A 23,491-nucleotide genomic window follows, 5' to 3' on the forward strand; every position below is an offset into this window, starting at 1 on the left:
TGTTGGCTAAGAAGCTACCGCATACCCTGGTGAGTGACCAGAGCGATAAATTCCTAGAGGAGCTGAAGAATACGAAAGCGGCGGAGATCGTTAAATTTGCTGAGGCTGTTGGCACATCGGCAAAGGATATTGATGGAAAGGTTTGTAAGAAGCTCACTAGCAATACGGCAGACAGTTGGAAGTGCGAGCAGACTGGCAACGGCGCCGAGACAAGCGCCAAGGCGTTCAGTGAAATATTTACGAAGGCGGGCGTGAATGAGGCCACCAAGGGCAAAGCATGGCCTAACGGGCACACCGGCGGCGCCGCGAAAGCGGAAGACCTAAGTACTGCGTTGAATAGAGAACTAACCAGCGCCGAAAAGAACAAGGTAGCTGGCCTACTAACCAGGACTATATCCGGTGGTGAGGTAGTGGAGATCCGTGCGGTGTCGACAACGTCAGTAATGTTGAATGGTTGTTATGATCTGCAGAGTGAAGGGTTTAGTATTTTGAGGAAACACCCGGAATGACAATTCGTGGCTGGAACTAGAACACGTACTGTGCAAGCTTACGACGCGCATACTACTCGCACACACCTTTTTGGCTTTCATCCTCCACATAAATAAACATCATGTTCAGAACACATTTGGTAATGCAATTGATTTGACACAAGGATTTATATCCTGTAGACGGGGGGACTGTTTATAGTTCTGAATTGAGTCGTTGCATGCCCGTCAAGATCTTGATGCCGGCCCTCTCCCCCACTATGAAGAGCGGCACTCTGACCAAATGGCACAAAAAAGTAGGGGACACATTGAAACCGGGAGACATTATAGCCGATGTGGAGACTGATAAAGCGGTAATCGAGTTTGAATATGTAGATGAGCCTGGTACATTGTATAAAATCTTACGGGATGACGGCGCAGCTGGGGTTACTGTTAACCAGGTTATTGCCGTGGTTAAAGTTGACGGTGATGACGATGCTTCGCTGCTTGCCGCGGTTAGCGAACCTGCTCAGTTGGAAACCAAGCCTATCAACAAAGAAATAACAAAGTCCGACGGGACCAAGGACACAACACCTGAAACCAGCATGCAAGCACCTGCGGCAGCGGCGGAGACTAGAGTGAAGGCAAGTCCTCTAGCCAAGAAAGTAGCTGCCCAACTGGGAGTCGATATACGTGAAGTCGTGGGAACTGGCCCTTATGGTAGGGTGGTGAAGGATGATGTCGTCAACGCTCAAGGTACAAGGAAGCCACAAAATGCTCACAGCACAGAACCAACAGAAGTTGAAATAAGCGGGATGAGGCGGGTCATCGCTGAAAGACTCGTCGAGGCTAAGCGCAGTATACCACACTTCTACTTGGCTGTGGACTGTACAGTAGGAGAACTGATAGCAACAAGATCAAAGATAAACCTTAATGCTGGTGTGCTGCAAACAAAAATCACGGTGAACGATTTTGTGATCAAGGCCGCGGCGCTGGCTGTGAGAGAGTTTCCACAAGTGAATTCTTCTTGGCAGGGAGACAAAATACTATGCCTTAAAGACATTGATGTGGCGTTCGCTGTGGCGCTAGATGATGGCTTGATTACTCCTGTTATCAAAAATGCGGATCTGTTGTCACTATCTGAGCTGTCAAAGACAGTAAAAAGCCTCGCTGCTCGAGCAAAAGAGCGCAAGCTGCTACCTGATGAGTTTCAGGGGGGAGGTATGACTGTTTCCAACCTGGGGATGTTCGGTATCAAGGAGTTTTACGCTATAGTGAATCCCCCTCAGTCTTGCATAATGGCGGTTGGCAGATCTGAACAACGGCCTGTGATTGTTGATGGGTCTGTAGTTGTGAAGGATGTCATGACCGTAACTCTGTCGGTTGATCATAGGGTTATAGATGGAGCCACTGCTGCCAGGTTTTTGGATAGGTTCAAGTTTTACATCGAGAATCCTTTAGCAATGCTAGTGTAATGGGTAATCCGTTGGCTGATGAACGATGATTGGCAGCTTGTGCAATTGATTTGATAGTGGGAGTGTCAGCTGAAGCCAAACGTGAAGCTTGTTTATCTTGTGAATGCCAAACATTTCATGTTGAAATCAGCGGTCTACATCCTATAATTGGGTGGTTGACGCGTAGTGGCGAGGTGAAGCACCTGACGCGTGCTTCTTTTGTGTTGTTAGCTAGTTGTACTATGATTTTCGGGGAGCGTGTAAGACGTGTTTTGGACTGTTACGAGAGTGAAAGTCCAGGGGTGAAAGCAAACTTGGTCAGGATGCTTTTGCATGGCAAGCTTGCCGGAACGGGTAGGCTGTTGATTTTACCTGTTGATCAGGGATACGAACATGGACCTGTACGGAGTTTCAGTACAAACGAAGACTCGTTTAACCCGCTCTATCATTTTAGACTTGCGCTTAATTGTGGGTTTAGTGCATACGCATCGACTCTGGGCATGTTGGAATGCGGCGCTGCATCTTACGCTGGGCTGATTCCATTAGTATTGAAGCTCAATGGTTCTACGGCCTTGTCTCCAAAAAGCGCTCCACCTTCTCAAACAATAACTGCTTCTATCAAGGATGCGCTGCGGCTTGGGTGTGTGGCAATAGGGTTGACTATTTATCCGGGATCAGCAGCGTTTTCATCGATGATCAGCGATGCGCGGGAGTTGATTCGTGAAGCAAAATCCTATGGGCTAGCTACGGTGGTGTGGTCTTATCCGCGTGGTGGGGACTTATCGAAACAAGGCGAAACAGCATTAGATGTGGTTGCCTATGCAGCGCACATCGCGGCTTCTATAGGAGCGAATATAATTAAGGTTAAGTTGCCTGCTGCTTATACCGAGCGGGACAGTATTGCTCAGGAAATTTTGGAAACTCTTGAAAAACGTGTGGCGTATGTCAAGAAGTGTTGCTTTGGTGGACGGAGGATGGTAGTGTTCTCAGGTGGTGACGTGAAGGACGATGCTAGCTTGCTAAGTGAGGTTTCCGCTGTGAAGGCTGGTGGGGGAGATGGGTCCATAATAGGACGGAACACCTTTCAGCGTTCGGAAGAAGCTGCCGTGCTTCTAATGGAAAACCTGACACAAATATACGGTGCTTAGGCTGGGTGGCAGAGTGGTTTATGCACAGGACTGCAAATCCTTTTATACCGGTTCGATTCCGGTCCCGGCCTCTTTTTTACATGGCTTAAGAACCAACATAGGATAATACCGCAACTGCTTTTTTCAACTGTTGAAGTGAGACTATGCAGGAGCGGGTTGGCTGAGACGAAACTTAACAAAAACATATTGCCGTACCGAGAAAAACGTGCACGATTGCCTAACGGACGTAAATAACATCGCGAACAACGTTAATGCTGTGTGACTGGCTCAGTACGCTGCTCCGTTTTCATACCACCCAATTACTATGACAAAAACTTAGACGAACGTCATAAAAGACGCACCAAACACAATATCTTCTTAACGATTGAAAATTTCATGTACACACAAATCGACTCCTCATATTAACATGATTCGTTGCAAAGTTGTTATGCACGTTCCCTAGCTTAAGCTGGTAGAAAACCCTTTTTGTGCTTGCAAAATACGAACATGCGTCACCAATTCCTAAAAGCGTAGGAAATCTCTGCAGCCACTTGTAAAGACCTCTGGCGACAAACGGACTGACAGGACTCCTAAAAACTAGAGTTCTTCGTTGGTAAACGCTTTTAGATAAGAGCGCCGCTGGCACCGTTGAAAAACATTAGCGATCCTTGCCTAGCACCCCCGCACAATGTCTTCTCTCAACTTCTGATCGGTTTTGAAATTGCAACCCAAGTGCACCCGAGACCAAAGGCACACCCCTCACACAGTTACAAGCTGCTTTCCTTGGTCTGCAGCATATCATTACGCAAGCTCCCTACAAACGGGATGGTAGAAACAAATATGGAAGAATACGTGCCAACTATGACGCCAAAAGCCGCGATGATTCCTATGTCACGCACAGCGCCATCACACAGTAAGATTAGAGGCACCGTTGCAAGAACTGTCGTGCTGGAAGTAAGAAGAGTGCGGGAGAGCGTAGAATTAATACTGGTATTAATGACTTCCACCACGTCACCAGATTTCGCATTGTTTAACAACTCACGTACTCTGTCATAAATCACGACTGAGTCGTTTACAGAATATCCAATGATCATCAAAACGGCAGCTAGAGCTGGTAGGCCAAACTCGATCCCGGTGACGCTGACCATACCCATAGTAATTACTATGTCGTGCACTAAAGCCAAAACACCACCTAGCGCAAATTGCCACCGAAACCTAAACCACAGATACAGAAACATACACACAAGCGCGCATACCACCGCGAAAATCCCTTCCCTTACCTGGACAAAACCGATCTGCGCCCCAACAAAATCTACCTTTTTGTAGGTAATTTCGCCGAGGCTCCGCAGCGCATCTTTTACGACATTTACCGAGTCATTTGTTCCCGAAAGCACCTTATCTCGAAAGACAACCATAAACTCGCGCCCTTCCTTCTCATCAAAGCTCTGCACTGAGATACCTTTGAGCCCCGCACTAATAAGAGCACTAGAAACCCCTTCTGCATCTGCAGCGCTTCCATCTACCTGGAATTGTAACACAACACCGCCAGTGAAATCTGTGCCAAGCACAACGCCTTTTAAACACACTAAAGCCACAGATAGCACAACTAGAAACACGCTAGCCGCAAGGGCAACACCTCCCCATCTTACGAAGTTGAAGCTAATGCCATCAGGAATGATACGAAGAACCATAGCCTATTCTATGAACTTTAAGCGCGCCAAGTCTATGATATTTCACTCCCTCATTCAAGGAAAATAATACGTGCACTTGGCGAAAATCTGCTGTTCAATTCGCAGCGTACCTAAGCGCAGGGAAGCGTATTTTTGCACGTACAAACCTAATACAAACAACATGAAAATATCTAGACGTAACCTTAAAAATTTGGTCGGACACATAGGAGAGTATCTAGTAATACTTTGGCTCCGCACACAATTTATGACCATATTATTCCGCAGGTATCGCTCCCCCGTCGGAGAAATCGATATAGTTGCCCAGAAGGGTGACACTCTTGTATTCATAGAAGTAAAAACGAGTATCACTGGGACGTTCAATGACATACCTATCAGCGTGAAGCAGCAACGCTCTATTATCAGAGCTGCCAAACATTTCCTGACAAGCCATCCAAAATTTGCAAATTGCGAGATAAGTTTTGAGATATATTGTCTGTCGCTCAAACACGGAGTTCGGATAATCAGAAATCCGTGGGACAAGTGCGATTAAAACAACCTATGAAAGCCGTAGTAGCCCTTCACGTAGTGGTTTGCCCAACATTATATCTGTCTGCAAACAAAATAACGGCATTTTCATCGCGGGGATCCTAACACGGCACTCGCTTGCTCCATATCTACTGTGACCTGCGGAATGAATGCTCAACTTTTTACTTCGCTGGAGACCGTACATGCCTTTTTATCGCGGCATTGCCGTATACAAACACCACCTCTAATCCACGATTCGTATCGCTTCTATCCACAATACAAAAGCAAAGACCTATACCCCACCAACTAAGCTCACTGTGCATAATTTGACTCACCCCTGCAGACGGCAAGGACCCCCCTTACGTATTGTCGTTAGCATGCTATGCCACTGGGCAAGACCTAAATACAAAATAACTACGCCATAGGCAAAACATAGCACGGTGAGCTATCCCCCTAGCCACAACTCCCAAGCTCTCAGTAAACCTGTTTCTTGTACCTTAATCGCGTCTAAGACTCTAAGGTGAAATCAATCCCCAGCATGTTGCAGGATACATTAACATGTATCACCCTTCGGGGAAGAACAACACACCGGTCTCACGATTTGTTTACCCGCACCTTTTAAAGCGCAACACAACCGGAGTGACTTCACCCACCATAATATAAAAAACCGTAGCAAAGGCTTAGACGCTCCGATACTGCTGTAGCATTTTGTAGTACGCCAGGCTTTGTCCAGGCATTACAGAAAACCTCCCCAAAACTTCCACCAGGCTTTTCACTAGGTGATCTATCATTTCGTCGGTGTGGCAGGGCGTGGGCGTTATTCTGAGGCGCTCTGTACCCAATGGCACCGTGGGGTAATTTATTGATTGGATATAGATCTTGTGATCCTTTAACAACGCCTGAGATACCTCCTTGCACTTCGTCGCATCACCTATAATTAGGGGAATAATGTGAGTATCGGTCATGACAAAGTCTATGCCAGAGCTGAGAAAAGCTTGTTTAACTTTAGCCAGAACCTCCGCGTGCCCTTTGCGTTCCACATCACTGTTTTTTAGGTACTCCACACTAGCAAGAGCAGAAGCTGCTATCAGCGGAGATACTGCCGTGGTAAAAATAAATCCAGGAGCAAAACTTCTCACAACATCAACTAAGCTTTGCGATGCAGCAATGTAGCCTCCCATCACTCCAAATGCCTTCGACAGCGTACCCTGTATCACGGATATCCTGTCAGCCAACCCTTCGCGCTCGGATATGCCACCACCGCGCGCTCCGTATAAGCCCACTGCATGAACTTCATCCAAATATGTGATGGCATTGTACTTACTAGCCAGATCACATATCTCCTTGATGGGTGCCACATCACCATCCATAGAGTACAACGACTCAAAGAGTATGATCTTAGGCCCCGGTCCCGCTGCTTTCAGCAGACTCTCCAGATGGTTGACGTCATTGTGCCGGAAGATGTGTTTTGCCCTGTTTCCAGCACGTATCCCCTCAATCATAGAAGAGTGATTCTTCTCATCGGAAAACACCACAATATCAGGAATAGTAGCTAGTATTGTGCTGATGCTCGTCTGATTAGCCACATAACCACAAACAAAAGTCAATGCTGCTGCCTTGTTATGCAAGTCCGCAAGGGATTTCTCTAGCTCTATAACCTCTTCTGTGGTGCCAGATATATTTCTCGTGCCCCCTGCCCCAACATTAACATTGCGGTCTCTCGCCGCAGATAGAACGTGTTCGTTTTGGCTCATACCGAGGTAATCATTGCTGCACCACAAAGTGACAACATCCCCCGTTTGGCACTCTACAGCATATGGAAACTTTCCAGGAATGCGACGGAATCCCGTGAATTCCCTGTACCTTCCCTCTTCCTTGATACCCTGTATCTTCTCAAAAAACACCTTCTCATAGTCTATCATCGGAATAAACTCGAAACCTTGCAAAAACCATACAGAAATTTTTTCCACCCCACGTAGTAAGTGGCACATATACACTCGCCATGCAGAGTAGCCTAATACGCGCAGACCACGCGGTCACGGGGTTGCTAACCTAACTCGGCTTTAAGCACACCCAACCTGAGAGTGCGGTTACTAACCAAAAACACCCTCCTCTTACTCTTCCAATACTACCTTCAAACGGCGCTTCTTTCCACAGAATATTGTTATATAGCCGCCATTATTGCGGAAGTCTTCGCAATGCAACACATCATCGACATTTTGTACAGCCTTGCCGTTAACCGCACATCCCCCACCCTTTATCAGTCTTTTCCCGGCGCCAACACTCGACTCTAAACCGGTATAATGCAGCAACTTTGCGACTGGAACACCTCCCGTATTGGAGAACAGGTCCGCCCTTATGGTGACGCTAGTTAGCCCCTCTTCCGCTCTCTGTTCGAAAACTTTTTCTGCTCTTTCGCGGGCATTGCAGGCTTTTTCCATGCCATGACAGATTTTCGTCGCTTCGGTGGCCAAAATCTTCTTTGCTTCATTGATGCTTTCTCCTTCCAGAGATTCCAAACGCTCGATCTCTTTCAAGGGCAATTCTGTGAAGTATCTTAGCCACTTACCCACTTCTTGATCAGGTATATTGCGAAAATATTGCCAATAGGAATACGGGTCATACATGCTTTCATCAAGCCAAACAGCGCCCGTTGCCGTTTTACCCATCTTTGCACCAGAACTTGTAAGCAATAATGGAGTGGTGATGCCATAAAGCTGCTGGCATCCCATCCTCCTCCCTAGCTCTATTCCACTAACAATATTACCCCACTGATCAGAGCCTCCTATCTGCAACACGCAGCCATAACGCTTATGTAGTTCTACAAAGTCATATGACTGCAGCAAGACATAATTAAACTCCAAAAAGCTCAGCTGCTGATCACGTTTCAACCGGCTTTGGACGCTATCAAGCCCCAGCATGACATTGATGGAAAACTTACTGCCCACATCTACCAGAAAGTCCAAATACTTATAGGAACAAAGCCACTCTGCGTTGTCCACAACGTTAATATCCCCGCTCTCCGGCAGAAATTTTCTAATTACCCTTAGTATGCCTTCCTTATTCTCCATTATGTCCTGCTCACTCAGCATGGACCTCGTTTTCTCCCTGCCAGAGGGATCCCCAACTTTCGTAGTGGCCCCTCCAAGAAGTACAATCACCTTGTGCCCCGTTTTTTGTAGGTAACGGAGCAGCATAATTTGTATCAGGCCACCAATATGGAGACTTTTTGCAGTGCAATCGAACCCAATATAAGCCGTAATTTTATTCGAACTCATGAGTTGATCTAGTGCTTTAGCATCGGCCGACTGGTGCAAGTAGCCTCGAGCCGCAATAACAGACAAAAACTCCGATTGAAATTTCATGAACTACGGCCACCTCACAAAGTAACACGCGCGACATCAAAGTGGTCCCGGCGCGATTTGAACGCGCGACACGGTGATTAAAAGCCACCTGCTCTACCAGGCTGAGCTACAGGACCCCCAGTAAAAATAGAGTCCTGGGATGGTAACTCTTTTGCTGGGTAAAGTCAAAATCTTGTACGAACATTGAAAAGTGCTGAATAGACAGGCTGCCGTTGTTGCCACATACTTTGAAATTTGCTAGACTTTGAAAATTTATTTACCAATTTCTTCAGGATCTTACAGTTATGTTCTTATTTACCAAGGACTTGCTTGACTATGTGGAAAAGTACGGGGTCAAATTCATCGATTGGCGTTTCACCGATCTTCTAGGTAGGTGGTACCATGTCACCCATAGTGTCAGCTCGCTAGATCCTGGTGTGTTCTCTAATGGCATCGCTTTTGACAGCTCGTCGGTAACGGGATGGCAGCCTATAGAAGAGTCCGACATGCTGCTAGTTCCTGACATCGGCACTGCATTCTCTGATCCGTTTTCATCCCAGGCATCCTTAGCAGTGATATGTAATGTGGTTTGCCCGAGGTCACGCTCTGATTACTCGCGCGATCCGCGCTACACGGCGCGCAAGGCTCACCAGCACATGCTGTCAACAGCAGTTGCAGATAAGTGCTTTTTTGGCCCTGAGATCGAGTTTTTTGTTTTCGACCAAGCACGCTTTTCAGCAGGATCCCATAGTTCGTATTTTAAGCTAAGTACACAAGAACGCGCTGCCGGCACACATACGAAAAGATTCGGAAGTGGGCATCATGGGTATGCCATGGAACCGCGCAGTGGCTACTTATGTTCTCCCCCCATGGACACTTCTCACGATATGCGTTCAGAGATGCTCTCCATGCTGGAAGAAGTGGGAGTAAAGCCCCTGCTACACCACCACGAGGTGGCTGCATCGCAATGTGAGGTGGGATTTCAGTATTCTGAGCTGGTGGCAAGCGCCGACAATGTACAGAAGTGTAAGTATGTGCTGCGGAACGTAGCGGGATCTTATGGAAAAAGCATCACCTTCATGCCAAAACCGATTGCCGGAGACAATGGCAGCGGGATGCATTGCCATCAGTCTTTGTGGAAGGGAGAAAGTAATGTGTTCGCCGGAGATTACCAAAACAGCGGGCTTTCTGAGACCTGCCTGTACTACATCGGTGGTATACTGGAACATGGCAAGGCATTGAATGCCTTTGCAAACCCCACCACCAACAGCTATAAGCGCCTGGTTCCCCGCTTTGAAGCACCAATATGGTTAGCGTTTTCTCACGGCAACCGTTCAGCGGCAGTGCGGGTACCTTACATGCCTAGCGGAAATGCGACTGCAAGAAGAATAGAGGTCCGATTCCCTGATCCATTGGCAAACCCATACTTGTGCTTCGCTGCACAGCTTATGGCTGGGCTTGATGGAATCAAGAGGAAGATCTTACCTGAAGAAGTGAAGGGAAGATCGCTGTACGATATGCAGGAACATGAACTGTCTGGTCTTACTGCGCTGTGCACATCCTTGGAAGAAGCATTGGAAGCTCTTGATGCTGACAGAAGATTCCTCACGGAAGATGGGGTATTCAGCAACGACCTGATAGATTCATACATAAAAATCAAGAGGACAGAAACCGAAGCGTTGTGCTGTCATCCCCATCCGATAGAGTTTACTAATTACTACTCTCTTTAAGTTAAGGTCAGTGAGGCATGCCTGCAGACGAAGTTGCAACGCAGGCCGCAGTGCTGCTATTGCGCACGCATATCCTTAGGAGCCAGTGGTGGAAGATGCTCACACACGGCAAGTGCAAGCTATTGCAATAGAGCTCGCATATTTTATGCTTGGCGCATGTATAGTTCCGTGTTTTGCCTATGTTAATGCATACTTGTTCACAAAAGTGAGAGACTGATGTACGACAACTTTGCGAATGCGTTAAATGATCTAAGGATATTGGTTGCCGAAGAATTTTCCGCAATGGAGAGTTTCATCACCCATAATAGCAATAGTGGCGTTGAATATATATCCAACATAATCAAGCACTTGGTCTTATCAGGAGGCAAAAGAACAAGACCACTCTTGCATCTGGCAGCGTGTGGGCTGTTGGAATGTACGGATAAAAGGAGAATTGCTGTGGCTGCAGCTATTGAGTGCATACACAGTGCTACCCTGCTTCATGACGACGTGGTGGATAAAAGTGACCTACGTCGCGGCGTTCGCACTGCTAACAGCATTTGGGGCAACAAAGCCAGTATTCTTGTAGGAGATTTCTTGTTTGCCGTTTCCTTTCAGTGGATAGTGGGCTGCAATAACCTCCCGGTACTCTCTATACTTTCAGGAGCTTCCAGCGTTATAATCACTGGCGAAATACAACAGATGGTACACAGTGAAAAGATAGATATTTCGCAGCAAAAATATCTAGAAATCATTTCTGCCAAAACTGCTGTGTTGTTTTCCGCGGCTTGTGAGGCGGCTGCAGCGCTTGCTGACGCTCCCGCATTTCGCAAGCCCTTACGAAGCTTTGGCAACAATTTTGGTATTGCATTTCAAATCCTGGATGACATTCTAGATTATACTGCGCGTTCTACGGAAACCGGAAAGGCAACTTGCAACGACATTTTACAGGGAAAAGTCACATTACCACTTATTGTGGCCTATGAAAATGCCGATGCAAAAACTCGAGCAGCTATCAGTAATGAACTGGCAAAACCCTCGCCTAATGCCGAGGTAGTTTGTGCTTTTATCAAGGAACTCAATGCCATTGAAAAATCCGTGGAAATCGCGAAACATTACGCCTATTTAGCAATGTATGAATTAGACCTGTGCCCGGATTCAAAGTTTAAAACAGCACTGAAATTGCTGCTGCACAGCGCTACAAACAGAAGATTTTAGTATAGTTATAACATACAGCCTACTGTATTTCTAACCTCCATCCCAAGTCGCAAAACGTTTAACAGAATCCAAAAATTACCTACTGCCACTTTGCCGACATGAGCACATCTCTCACACACAATTAACTGCTACTCCAAACATAACCCAGGCAATCTAGAGCAAACAACAGGGTACTACCATGCAATAAGTGTTACGCACAACGCGTGATAAACCGTCTTGCATCTCGAATAAACTGCTGAGGGGATAATCTTTACTACGCCCCACAAACTTATCATGACATCGGCCCTCCTTGCCGTGCATGCATCACAACGCGCCTCACCGCCAGGACGAGAAACTCACCAGCAGCACAGGCCAGCCACTCCTTACCGTACCGCTGAGCAGGACAAGCCGCGGGATAATAGAAACCTTGTACCTATAATGCCAGAACAGAAGACTGCGACTCGCCAGCAACGCTAACAGAATTCACCCACGAGCCTACCTGACCAACTGCGTGTGCTAAATGTGATTTACGTGCCTCTGGTACTGCAGCATGAACCGAATCACCTATAGCTGCCGCACCTTCTCCTCCCCTACTACCCACTTCCGCCGACTTCTTATTACTCAACGCGTCACCTTCCCCGCACAGAATATCAACACTGCGCCTCGTATAAAAAACATTTACATAATCTTTAAGGTCCTGTTCAATCGAGTTAACAGTTCCTTCGACTACTCTCTGATCCTTATCCATGACATACACAAACGCAAGGGTTAGCAGAGCAACACAAAAACATAGCGTATCTACAAGCATCATTTTGAGTGTGCTCCCTTTGTAAACGATAAGCACAACATTAGTTATGATCATAAACAGTGGCACTCCAACTGCTAAACAATACATGGTGTTGGTAGCTATTCTTTCGTATGTCTTATTTTTTTCCCTAATCTCGTGTACTGCACCGAAAACAATATCGTAAAACTTGCAGAAATCTTCGAAGTGTAACGCAGCACTTTTGCCCATAGCGCATGTAACTCCAAAGAACCGGTTTATACTGCAAGAAGAACCAGCATCATATACCCAACCTTCCGACAGTTTTTCCTCCTGCTGCAAGTGGGATGCTCTCAAAAATTGGCAAGCTTCCGCCTGCCTTGCCCGCGCCGCTGTGATACCAAGACGTCTAACATAACCCTTATCTTGCAATGTCACATCAGCTACTTCATCTGCAGCAGCTTGTGCACCTATCTTTTGCACTTTTGCAGCAGCGCTAATCATGCTCCCAACATTATGCGCCATTAGGCTATCACCGCCGACAGAATCCTCTTTTGCGGTATCACGCATCTCATCAAGGCAATCTTTATAGTTCTCAAGAATGCCCATGACACACAATTTGTAATTGTCCCCCAGACCCTTAAGAAAATTCGCCTTTCTTACGGCATCGATCTTTCTATCCTTGCCGCAAAGCACCCCTAAAATTCTGTCAAAACGGTTTACTGCCTCCAATGATGGATAACACATTTTATACTGTAGCTCTCTCTTGGCCCCCGTCGCCTTTCTGAATGCAGCAACATCCCCAGCTTGCGTTGCTGCACGTAATTCACTGGCAACATTTGCTCTCTCTTCAGCATAGTCCCTATACGCATCCAGCATAGAGCAAAACATCGCATAACGCGGAATATTATGCACTAACAACTCCACCAGAGACAACGAACCTTCGCGCTCAGGATCCGCATCCAAATCTGGGAACGACTTTAGAACCAAACCAACGGTTTTCGCAGAACAATACGGAGATGCCAACACATAATCCAGTAAGGTGTTCCCCTTGCTGTCCTGCGTTTTTGGAAAAGACATAGATGCATCGGCATCCACAGTCGGTGTAGTTTTAGATACAACACTCTCCTCCCTGCTTACTCCCTGGAGAAGAGGATTTACCACATCTTCTATAAACTTATCCTCGTTAGCTCCCCCACTCATTGACAGCGCAAAGTGCACAGGGTACACATCGGAAGAGGGGTCAAGACTATACTTAGAAAACCCAAGGAGAAATTCTCTCAACGGCTTCATGGCCAACAACTGCGCTTCTTTATCACCAGTGTTGGAAAAGTACTGCAAGGCAAGCGCATTTGCTGCACTTGCCATACGCATCCCACCACATACACTGTAAGACACATTTCTTCTTGTGATATAGTCTGTAACTTTTCGCAGGAAAGCAGTGTAATCTTCTGGTCCTTTAAGCTCCGCTAGCTTGCGCTCCTCTTCGATTTTTTCTGCTAAAACTCTGATACCCCCCGCAATATCCGCTACAACCCCATTGGAAGCGGCCTGCGTGCAGTGAGCATTTTTCACACTTGCATTACTACCTTCCGAGGCGGCATTTCCCTGCTGTTGCTGCCCAGCACCACTTCCCGCACATTCAACATTTGCTACAGAAAAATACGTGCGCCATAGAGAGCTTAGTCCCCTAGAAAAACTTCTTACGGTACTCACAATATCGTCAGCTACCCCCTCATCATGTAGTTCAGCAACCGGAAACAAAGCTTCTACCAACAGGGAGAGCACTGTCTGTCCCTCGTACGAAGGCTCTAAAATACTCTCTGCTGATAAGGAAGATACAAATTCCGTTACGGAGTTTCCATCCTTTGAATCCAATATTTCCAGTAGCTTAGCTACCTGATCAACTGGTCTCATATCTTATACCAAATTATGAACAAGAACCGGATGTACGGGGAGTTAGGCACAAACCTCGCCGTCATAAGCATGTCGCAACCCCGTACAATACTTTGTAAAGAATCAACACAAGGACCACAAAGACAAAAGGCGTGATGCTTATCACAAAAACCGCCCTCTTGTGATACAATACCCGTCTCAGTGTACAATGCCGGACCCGCGATTGCAATCTACGGTGCACAATCGCGCCTACAGCACGCCATATAGTGAACATTTACCTTAGCAAGAATAGTCTCCCTTCGATGTAAGGTTAGCGATGTATGATAAGATCAGAGGTGGCTTTTATACCACGCTACTTGCGCAACAATCTAACTCCTGATGGCTTAACCGATGTGCCCCGTGTATCGCGATCCGACGTTCATGAACTTTGCCACGTATGGGTCAGTACTTTGTCTTATTTTTTCTACAGCGTCACACGCAATGATCCTGCCACCCTTCAATATCGCTATCTTATCTGCCACTTGGAATGCACTGTTGATATCGTGAGTTATAGTGATCACTGTTAGTTTAAATTCGCTGTGGCATCTAGCTATTATGTCACTGACAACTGCTGACATAATTGGGTCTAATCCCGATGTTGGCTCATCCAAAATCAAAATTTTTGGATCTCCAATCAACGCCCGCGCCAGCGCCACGCGCTTTTTCATGCCTCCAGATAACGCTTCCGGATAGTCATACATCACGCTCTCATCAAGACCTACTAGCTCTAGCCCACGCAGAGCCAGCTCTTTAGCGCTTTTTTTGTCAAGGGCTAGTCTCTTGCGAAAGTTAAACACAACATTTTCCCATATGGGAAGACTGTCAAATAGCGCACAGTTCTGAAATAGCACGCTAAAATTCCTTATATCTTGCTTATCTCCTGCTGCGGCATTACCAACTGTTATAACACCCTTTGTAGGGGCAATTATCCCCAGTATCACCTTGGTAAGAACAGATTTTCCGCTCCCAGATTCTCCAAGGATTACCAAAGACTCTCCCCATGAAATGTCCAGATCAACACCTTGTAATACAGCTTTTTCCCCAAAGGAAACGTGCAAATCCGAGACAGAAACAGCGTTCATAGTTTTACGCGTAAAAAACAGTGATTATATAGTTCAGCAAAATAATAAGCAGGGATGATGAGAAGGACGTCCTGGTGGTTGACACCCCCACCCCCCTGGCGCCAATTGCACAGTGGTAACCGTTATAGCAACCCACCAAGGAAATAACAAAACCAAACGTAATTGCTTTCGCCACTCCCTCAATCACATCATGCCACTTTAAAAACTCTGCAATTCCTCTTAAATACTCAGAGCTGCTATAAGGAGAAAGCCGCATAGTACCCATTACATAGCCGCCAAAAATCCCCAACACGTCTGCGTATATCATCAACACTGGCATTGTTAGCACTAATGCAACGACACGTGGCGCTATCAAATAGCGAAACGGATCCGTATTCAGCGTGGCCAAAGCGTCTATTTGTTCTGTAATACGCATCGTTCCCAACTCAGCAGCCACCGCCGCTCCAATCCGCCCTGCGACAATTAACCCTATTAACACTGGCCCGAGTTCGCGTACAATGGCAACTGTCACTATTCCCGCCATCATATGCCCGGCAACCTTGCCTCCGCCGCCGATAAGTGTATTTTGCAACACCAATGCCCCTCCTGTGAATAAAGAAGCCACAGCTACCACTGACAGCGAGAAAAAGCACATTTCGAAAAATTGCTTGGCGGTCTGCCTGAAGTAATATGGAGGCACCATGCTGTAAAATACCGCTTTGCAGCAAAACGACGTCACCCTACCTACAGGGGCCAGTACCCCGATAAAAGCCCTGCCCAACGCCGCAAAGACAAAAAGCGGCGCCTCTATACTCCGCACCAACAGTTTCATAAGCCAACTTCCATTAAAACGACTTTAACGCCCTGATCGTCTCTCCCATATTGGAAGAACCAAAAAGCGCCGATCCAACAACCAATATATCAGCCCCTGCATCGATAACGGCCTGTGCATTTTTTGTTGAAATCCCCCCATCAACTGCAATCTTTGTGTGAAGGGAATTCTCACTGATCATAGCACGAATGTTTTCTATTTTTTTAAGCTGCGCGTCTAGAAATTCCTGCCCCCCATAACCAGGATCGACAGTCATAACTAACACCACATCCAGATCGTGAATTATATATTCCAAGACGCTATGGTGAGTCTTAGGAACAAGAGAAACCCCAACTTTCTTACCGTACAGCTTGATCTGATTCACCAACCTGCACAGATGCACTTCTGATTCAGCATGAACGGTGATCATATCCGCGCCAGCACCTACAACCCCCTGCAGGTGACATCCAGGAGACTTGACCATTAGGTGTACGTCGAGGAACATATCCGTGCACTTTCTCATTCCAGAAATCACCACAGGCCCCATGGTAAGATTGGGCACAAAACACCCATCCATAACATCAATATGTAGCCAATCCGCCCCAGCAGCAGCAACTGCGCTTATTGAACTTTTGAGATCTGAGAAGTCAGCCGCCAAAACAGAAGCTGAAACAATTGGCCCCTCCGCTCCTCCGGGGAATCCACCGCCATAAGACACGCGAAAGTCTTCCTTCTTAGCTAACACGTAATAAGCCACCAAACACGAACTTACGCACAGTATACTTTGGCAGCACTAGGCTTTCAAGACTAGTGGAGAGAAATCACAAAATTGTGCATGCAGGTTTAACTTATCTCCTAGATATGTTTCCAGCACATTGCGCATGTGGCACTCCTGACCAGAGCTGGAAGGTACAGCAGCTAAAACTGCAGCTTTTCCATTTCACCCCAATTGTCCCCTACGCTAACATCGACAGTGAGCGGTACTGAAAACTGCACCACTTCTTCCATTACCCTTTTCATCAGCTGCGCAGTGGTGGGCACGTGTTCTTCTGGAACTTCTACCACTAGTTCATCGTGTACCTGCATGATGATAGTGCCATGCTCCAGCCGATTATATAACCTGATCATCGCTTTTTTCACTACATCTGCCGCAGTCCCTTGAATTGGAGCATTGATAGCAGCCCTTTCCGCAATGCTCCTGACCGCACGTTGTCTACTGCGAATGCCATCTATGAAGCATTTACGTCCAAAAACCGTGGTAGTGTAACCATACTTGCGCGCATATGCCTTAATATCTTCCATATAGTCTTTAATCTCGGGATAGTGCCGAAAATACTGCTCTACATATCCAGAAGCTTCCCTTCTACTTACCCCAATGTTTCTTGCCAGACCATAAGCGCCCATGCCATATATTATCCCGAAATTGATAGATTTCGCCCTTCTCCTGAGCTCCGAATCAATCTCGTAGTAGTCACCAAATATTTGCTTTGCTGTCACCACGTGTATATCTAAGCCGTCGGCAAATGCCTGGCGAAACGCCTTCACATCAGCAATGTGTGCCATAACTTTTAACTCCATCTGGGAATAATCCGCAGCAACCAGTTTGTGCCCTTCAGATGCGATAAAAGCCTTTCTTATCTTCTCTCCTTCCTTACTTCTGATCGGAATGTTTTGCAAATTTGGATTGCTTGAGCTTATACGCCCTGTTGCCGTCGCTACCATTGAATAGCTGGTGTGCACTCGCCCAGTGTTTTTATTCACTTGCTTCACCAAAGCATCAGTGTATGTGCTTCTCAGCTTGGTGTAATGGCGCCACTTTAAAATTCTATCGGCAATTTCAACGCCTTCAGTGGCATATGTGGTCAACACCTCGGCGCGCGTACAATAGGTGCCAGAGGGCATTTTCTTTGTGTTACCAATTTTCATCTGTTCGAACAACACCTGTCCTAACTGCTTCGAAGAAGCTATGTTAAATCTGCTACCCGCCAGCAAATATATCTCCTCCTCGAGTCCCCTAATATAAGCTGTAAAATCCTCAGAAAGCTGTTGCAGCAACTCAATGCTCACCTTCACGCCAGCCTCTTGTGTCTTGTATATTGCCGGAATTAGTGGCCTTTCCAGGGTGTAATAAACAGTGAATAACCGCGCCTCGAATAGCTTTTTCCGTAAAATTTGGTGCAGCGATGCCACAATGCAAGCCTGAGACATATTCCCTAGCTTACCCAAGTGGCGTTGCGACATGCTATCAAAGCTATGGTTATGGCTCGTCGCTTCCAATGCATATGACATCACCATAACATCGTCGTACGCCCGCATCTCTGGCAGAAATTTCAACATAGATTTCGCATCGTAAACAATTTTTAAAATCCCTTCCGATGCCAACAGCGGTCTTATTGTCGTGACGAATTCACGAATCTCCTCATTCCCCTTCACGGTCAAAGCACTTGTGCAGTGAAAGGCGGCAGAAATTTCGCTCACCTGTTCATCTTCTTCCACAAGATACAGAGCCATAGTACCGCTGTATTTACAGCCTTTTACGAACTCTCCCATGTCGATAATGCCACTTTCTCTGGACGGAATTACTTCTTCAGCTACAGGAACATAACCAGCAAACGTATTGCAATATTTGGCCACTTTCCCTTCTAAAGATGTGAGCTCGTACTTGTTGAGCATTGCTGTCAGTTTTGTGATATCAGGGGCTTTTTTCGCATACTTTTCGATATCCCCCTCCAGAACCACGTTGCGATCCAAAGAGATTAAATCCCGAGAAAGACGCGCCTGGTCTGAAAATTGCAGGAGCATCTCCCGACATTTTTTTTGAGAGATCTGGGCAGCGCTGCTTAGCACTCCCTCTAGGGACCCAAACTCATTTATCAGCTTTGCGGCAGTTTTGACACCTATACTGGGAACGCCAGGTATGTTGTCGGAAGAGTCCCCCGTTAGCGCCATCGCATCCAATAACCTGTCAGGCAGCACGCCGAACTTTTCTTGAACATATTCTTCGGTGAGGTACCTACTTTTTATTGGATCATAGACCTTGATATTCTCGGCCAACAACTGCAAAAGGTCTTTATCCGCGGATAATATACGAACACATACATCTTCCGAGGCGTATCTTGCGGCCAGCGTAGCAATAACATCATCGGCTTCATAGTTGAGCTGCTCTTCACTGGCAATGTTAAAAGCCTCCACTGCTTCACGTAGTGGGGCACATTGTATCGATAACTCTTCAGGTGCTGGTGGACGGTTAGATTTGTATTCAGTATATAAAGCATGGCGGAAATTTTTTGATCCGGAATCAAAAACCACAACAAGATAGTCAGCAGAATGCATAGATAGGTGCTTCAAAAGCATGTTTATAAAGCCGTATATTGCGCCCACTGGAAACCCATACGATGTGCTCAGTCCGGGTAAAGCGTAAAACGCCCGAAAAAGGAAGCCGTACGCATCTATGATCACAAAATTTTTCTTTACCATTACCCACACACAGAATCTTAAAGAACTAAAATATTGCAAAATACCGAACTTCTCCAGCATGAAAAGTGGGGTTGTTTGCCGTATGCAAACCATTAGTGGCCAAAAAATTCGTAATTTCATAACACGCGTATTTAGAATTTAATAACACCATATGGCTACAATCCGGGGTTGTTTCTACATATAGGGAGTTCTGAATCCATGCATCAAGTTAGCGGTACTGCCGTCGGGACAACTGACGGCGATTTGAAACTTCGCAAACCACGGAGTGTATCAAAGGCTGTAAAGGCCGCAGAGAAAGGTAAGCTGGTTTCAACTGCTAAAGCAGCTCCAGCCAAAGGCAAAGCTACAACGTCGACCACAAAACAGGCTGCGAGCGCAATAAAGGGGAGAACTATAAAGAGGGCTGCGACCCCCGACAAGAAGAAAGATACTTCTGCAAAACAAAAGGAAATAAGAATCGGGAGGGCCGTACCTCAAAAGAAGGAAGAGGTTATTGCTTCAGAGCTCCATCCAGCACGGCATGACACCTCGGCTGCTCAACAGTTTGCGCAGGCTGGTAGTGATATAAGTTCGGGTGTTGCGGCGCGTGCAGCAGCTGCGAGAAAAAGTTTGCTTGATCCGCCAGAAAAGTTTTCCTTCTCTTTCCAGTACGTCGCAAAGCTTTGCAGGAAGATTTTCGGCCTTAAGTAGGGCCGAATGAGTGGCCGAATCCGTACGGAAATGCTTAAAGGGTTCGGCCTTTCACTTTTCTCCAGCAGAGCCTAAGGTGCGCCTGCAAGCCAGGGTTCATCATGTGTCGCCAAACGACATGCAAGATTAACGTCTCAACCTCGTCTGCGGGTATGTACCGCTGCGGAAATCCGGAGCAGTCAACGATCTTAAAACGCATCAACGCCGCATTTGGTCATTGACGCATTGCTCTACTTCAGCACCAGACCCCGTAGACATCAATACCACAGAATGCCCTAGTTGCAGGCTGGACACTGATCTTCATCCCCTCCTAGACCGAAGTGGTTATGACAGATTGTTACGAGAAACTGAGATACGAGACCCGCGGGTGCCACAGATTGAATTTCTGCCAAGCACTAATACATGGAAGCCAACTATCAAAGGAAATAGGGCACCCCACACGGGCAATCTGCATTTTGCATAGCAACTCCCAATTTTCCTAATCAATGCACTAGCTGGCTTGCGGGGAAAAGTAAAATACTCAAAAAAGCTATGGGCTCTTAGGTGGTTAGAGCAAATTTCTTGACATTCGTACCCAATTGTGGTGAGAACCTGGTGCGTCTTGGTGGCGTAGTTCGGCATTTAGGGAAGTTCTAGCGGTGAAAGCTGGTGAGTTTAAAAGAAAACAACGTGGCAAGAACCTACTTTTGTTTTCTCTTCTGATATTCTTGGCGGTTCTATTGTTCTTCGTGGCCACAATCAAAATAAAATTTTAGCATCTCTCCCTGCGGGACGTTGCTTGCATGGACGGTAAATATGCGGTTACTATCTTGGCTTGGGCATTTTGCGGTAACGCTCAATCCCGTCAACATGGTCGCTTGCTTCGCTACTGAGGGCTGTTGAATCTATGACTTGCTTGTTTCAATCGTTTGTCGACAGCATCAAACTGGTCAATTTTCGCAACTACACAAAGGCTGAGCTTCACAGTAATGGCAAGTCTGTGGTACTACTGGGGGAAAATGGCGCAGGAAAAACCAACGTCCTTGAGGCACTCTCTGTATTATCAAAAGGGCCAGGGCTCCGCGGTGTTAGCGCAGAATGCATGCAAAACAACGCTTCGAGCACCCCTTGGTTGGTAAACTACAAGATTAGGAGGCCAGAAGGCCTATGCACCATTGATATAGCCAGGAAAAACAATCAGCGCGCGGTCACCATAGACGAAAAAGCCAGTCTTTATAGTAAGCTGCACTCGCTCTTGTGCATAGTATGGTTGGTTCCACAACTAGATCACATACTGTTAAAAGCTCCTACAGAGCGGCTTAGATTTTTTGACAGGATAGTGCACATATTCGATAAGGACTATTCGCAGCACATGGTAAAGTACGAAAAAGCAAAACGCAGTAGAAAACAACTATTGCGGGAATATCCGCTGAACCACAATTGGCTCACAAGCCTGGAAAATATAATGAGTATTAGTGGGGTTCATATTGCACAAACGCGACGCAATGTTCTGGAAACGCTGCATGCCATCTTGCTCTCACATGGCCAGTCTTCCAGTTTTTTTAAGTTTTCAATTCAACTGAACAGCAAAGCGTTTGAGTTTTTGAACATGCCAGACGCGGTTCAGTTATTTGCTGATAATTTAAAAAATAGCCGCGAGACCGACGCTATTAGGCAATGTACCACTTTCGGTGTCCATAATGACAACTTTCAGATATTTCACGAAAATAAAAATCTCGTTGCTAGTAACTGCTCCACCGGGGAACAAAAAATCCTCCTACTATCATTATTGCTGACGGCTGCAATTGCAAAGCATAATGCCGATGGGCAGCCGCCCATAATGTTGCTTGATGACATAATGTCACACCTAGACACCACTCACCGCGAAGAGCTCATGTTTATAATAAAAGACCTAGGCTGCCAGGCTTGGATAACTGATGTGGACACAAACAACTTCAATGGGTTCGAGAAAGACTTTCAGTACTTTCACATTGAGGACAATAAGATCAGCAAGCTACAGCATTAGACATGCACACCTTGTTGCACATTGATTACACGGCACGATAGCCCGCTGCTGCATATGTTGCAAGTCTTTGTACTGTTCCTGGCAATAATATGACACCTGTTGCACACAATGTGTAGTCCTCGCCCAGACTAATGCAGCGTTCCCATCGCCCCGTACTAAAGCTAACATAATTGCAGCTGATATAAAAAAGCTGTAGTGCAAGCTCATTTTCTCACTTTACATGCTGGTAACGCCATGTTGCTTTGAAGCGTTGTACACCACGGCAACGAATCACCCCATGGCACATAATCAACATCCCACGGATTATCGGCAACTGATGTATGAAACCGCAAAAACCCCTCCTCTATCCGCTCCTGCTGTCCAGGCTAGCAGCAATCCTGTGACTATGTTTTGGCTATATGTACCTTGCTACGAGAAGGAAAGTTTTTCGGTCTACAAAGTCGTACATGAATCTAAACGGAAGCATACTGGAGGCCAAAGACAAAACGGTTCATCCTTTCTGTGGTTAGGTTATTTGTGTCTATGAACAACCCGATATCTCAATTTCTAACCTCAGCTATGGCTGTCTTTAGTAATGCATTAAGTACACCGGTAGAAAGTACGTGTGCCTAATAGGTTACACACTCACGAAAGCGACCACTTGTTAGAAGATAGTTGGCACTCTCAAGGACCATTAAGTCGTCCACACCTGTGTTGCTGGCGGCACCCATGCTGCAATGAGCGGATAACTGCACATACTGCCCCAACATGAGTTATCCATACCCGCTTGTTCGCGTCCATCCACAACCGGTTCAATAATTTTCCAGATATAGTGAACCCGAAACAAAAAAGGGAGATGGCTTACAGCCACCTCCCTCTCTTCTGCATACACCATTTTTAAGTAAGGCCAGCCCTGCTAAAAGCCAAAATATGACGTATCCCCTAGTAACGCCTCAAGTTCTTCGTCTTTCAACGTGCTTGCGTTCAGCGTGCAATATCTGCTCCATGAGATTCAGTATCGCGCTCTTCAATCTCTTGCTGAGAATGATCGCTAGATTGCATCTCCTGCTCAGTCAATGAAGAGGCGGTAGCTGCCTCTGACTTCTCTTCAACTGGATGCTGAGCACCACTGGCATCAGATTTTCCGTATGTTTCTCCTGAAGCCAATACGACCTTAGATAATGATGAGGCGGTAGCTCGCATCTGACTTCTCTTCAACTGGATGCTGAACACCAAGACCTTCGGAGTCGCCGTCTTCTTTCTCTGCATCCACCCCGCTC

16 protein-coding genes, 2 tRNA genes and 1 pseudogene are annotated in these 23,491 nt (G+C 46.5%); 9 read left to right on the top strand and 10 right to left on the bottom strand.

The window, feature by feature from the left end; translation table 11 throughout:
• The 4 genes and pseudogenes from ANPL_RS04295 to ANPL_RS04310 all read left to right on the top strand — a co-directional run.
• Positions 1–509: pseudogene (locus ANPL_RS04295) on the top strand (P44/Msp2 family outer membrane protein); the annotation flags it as partial.
• 197 nt (positions 510–706) lie between these two features.
• Complete coding sequence (locus ANPL_RS04300) at positions 707–1,939, top strand: pyruvate dehydrogenase complex dihydrolipoamide acetyltransferase (protein WP_169193503.1); 1,233 nt, start codon at positions 707–709, stop codon at positions 1,937–1,939.
• Between the two features lie 221 nt (positions 1,940–2,160).
• Positions 2,161–3,066, top strand: a complete 906-nt coding sequence (locus ANPL_RS04305) for a class I fructose-bisphosphate aldolase (RefSeq protein WP_169193669.1) — start codon at positions 2,161–2,163, stop codon at positions 3,064–3,066.
• Positions 3,066–3,137: transfer RNA gene (locus ANPL_RS04310), tRNA-Cys, on the top strand. Before ANPL_RS04305 ends, ANPL_RS04310 begins: the two co-directional genes overlap by 1 nt.
• A gap of 675 nt (positions 3,138–3,812) precedes the next feature.
• Here the strand turns inward: ANPL_RS04310 and secF are convergent.
• Positions 3,813–4,736: a protein translocase subunit SecF gene (gene secF, locus ANPL_RS04315; protein ID WP_169193504.1), complete on the bottom strand. Its 924-nt coding sequence runs from the start codon at positions 4,734–4,736 to the stop codon at positions 3,813–3,815.
• Positions 4,737–4,980: 244 nt separating this feature from the next.
• On the opposite strand from secF, the gene ANPL_RS04320 reads away from it, so the two are divergent.
• On the top strand, positions 4,981–5,265 hold the full coding sequence (locus ANPL_RS04320) for a YraN family protein (RefSeq protein WP_236822910.1): 285 nt from the start codon (positions 4,981–4,983) through the stop codon (positions 5,263–5,265).
• 655 nt (positions 5,266–5,920) lie between these two features.
• On the opposite strand, the gene hemA is transcribed toward ANPL_RS04320, so the two are convergent.
• The 3 genes from hemA to ANPL_RS04335 all read right to left on the bottom strand — a co-directional run bounded on the left by hemA (position 5,921) and on the right by ANPL_RS04335 (position 8,721).
• A complete protein-coding gene (gene hemA, locus ANPL_RS04325) occupies positions 5,921–7,162 on the bottom strand; it encodes a 5-aminolevulinate synthase (protein ID WP_169193670.1) in 1,242 nt (413 codons plus the stop codon).
• A gap of 192 nt (positions 7,163–7,354) precedes the next feature.
• Complete coding sequence (gene tyrS / locus ANPL_RS04330; RefSeq protein WP_169193506.1) at positions 7,355–8,605, bottom strand: tyrosine--tRNA ligase; 1,251 nt, start codon at positions 8,603–8,605, stop codon at positions 7,355–7,357.
• 42 nt (positions 8,606–8,647) lie between these two features.
• Positions 8,648–8,721: transfer RNA gene (locus tag ANPL_RS04335), tRNA-Lys, on the bottom strand.
• A 168-nt stretch (positions 8,722–8,889) separates the two neighbouring features.
• Between ANPL_RS04335 and glnA the strand changes: the two genes are divergently transcribed.
• Together glnA and ANPL_RS04345 are read left to right on the top strand one after the other, a co-directional pair.
• A complete protein-coding gene (gene glnA / locus ANPL_RS04340; protein WP_169193507.1) occupies positions 8,890–10,314 on the top strand; it encodes a type I glutamate--ammonia ligase in 1,425 nt (474 codons plus the stop codon).
• 216 nt (positions 10,315–10,530) lie between these two features.
• Entirely contained in the window at positions 10,531–11,511 is a 981-nt protein-coding gene (locus ANPL_RS04345; protein ID WP_169193508.1) for a polyprenyl synthetase family protein, read from the top strand.
• A gap of 412 nt (positions 11,512–11,923) precedes the next feature.
• On the opposite strand, the gene ANPL_RS04350 is transcribed toward ANPL_RS04345, so the two are convergent.
• The 5 genes from ANPL_RS04350 to polA form a co-directional block, all read right to left on the bottom strand.
• On the bottom strand, positions 11,924–14,170 hold the full coding sequence (locus tag ANPL_RS04350) for a hypothetical protein (RefSeq protein WP_169193509.1): 2,247 nt from the start codon (positions 14,168–14,170) through the stop codon (positions 11,924–11,926).
• A gap of 362 nt (positions 14,171–14,532) precedes the next feature.
• On the bottom strand, positions 14,533–15,270 hold the full coding sequence (locus ANPL_RS04355) for an ABC transporter ATP-binding protein (protein ID WP_169193510.1): 738 nt from the start codon (positions 15,268–15,270) through the stop codon (positions 14,533–14,535).
• A gap of 4 nt (positions 15,271–15,274) precedes the next feature.
• On the bottom strand, positions 15,275–16,081 hold the full coding sequence (locus tag ANPL_RS04360; RefSeq protein WP_169193511.1) for an MlaE family ABC transporter permease: 807 nt from the start codon (positions 16,079–16,081) through the stop codon (positions 15,275–15,277).
• Positions 16,082–16,094: 13 nt separating this feature from the next.
• Complete coding sequence (rpe, locus tag ANPL_RS04365; protein WP_169193512.1) at positions 16,095–16,805, bottom strand: ribulose-phosphate 3-epimerase; 711 nt, start codon at positions 16,803–16,805, stop codon at positions 16,095–16,097.
• 173 nt (positions 16,806–16,978) lie between these two features.
• The gene (gene polA, locus ANPL_RS04370) at positions 16,979–19,537 is read right to left on the bottom strand and encodes a DNA polymerase I (RefSeq protein WP_169193513.1); all 2,559 of its coding nucleotides are present in this window, start codon (positions 19,535–19,537) and stop codon (positions 16,979–16,981) included.
• A gap of 198 nt (positions 19,538–19,735) precedes the next feature.
• Between polA and ANPL_RS04375 the strand changes: the two genes are divergently transcribed.
• Together ANPL_RS04375 and recF are read left to right on the top strand one after the other, a co-directional pair.
• On the top strand, positions 19,736–20,227 hold the full coding sequence (locus tag ANPL_RS04375; protein WP_169193514.1) for a hypothetical protein: 492 nt from the start codon (positions 19,736–19,738) through the stop codon (positions 20,225–20,227).
• Between the two features lie 886 nt (positions 20,228–21,113).
• Positions 21,114–22,232 carry a DNA replication/repair protein RecF gene (recF, locus tag ANPL_RS04380; protein ID WP_169193515.1) on the top strand — a complete coding sequence of 373 codons (1,119 nt, stop codon included), beginning with the start codon at positions 21,114–21,116 and terminating at the stop codon, positions 22,230–22,232.
• Positions 22,233–23,195: 963 nt separating this feature from the next.
• Here recF and ANPL_RS04385 read toward each other — a convergent pair.
• Positions 23,196–23,491, bottom strand: a 296-nt coding sequence (locus ANPL_RS04385; RefSeq protein WP_236822819.1) for a hypothetical protein, incomplete at its 5' end; no start/stop codon positions are given.

This window comes from Anaplasma platys (assembly GCF_012790675.1).
GTDB classification, from domain to species: domain Bacteria; phylum Pseudomonadota; class Alphaproteobacteria; order Rickettsiales; family Anaplasmataceae; genus Anaplasma; species Anaplasma platys.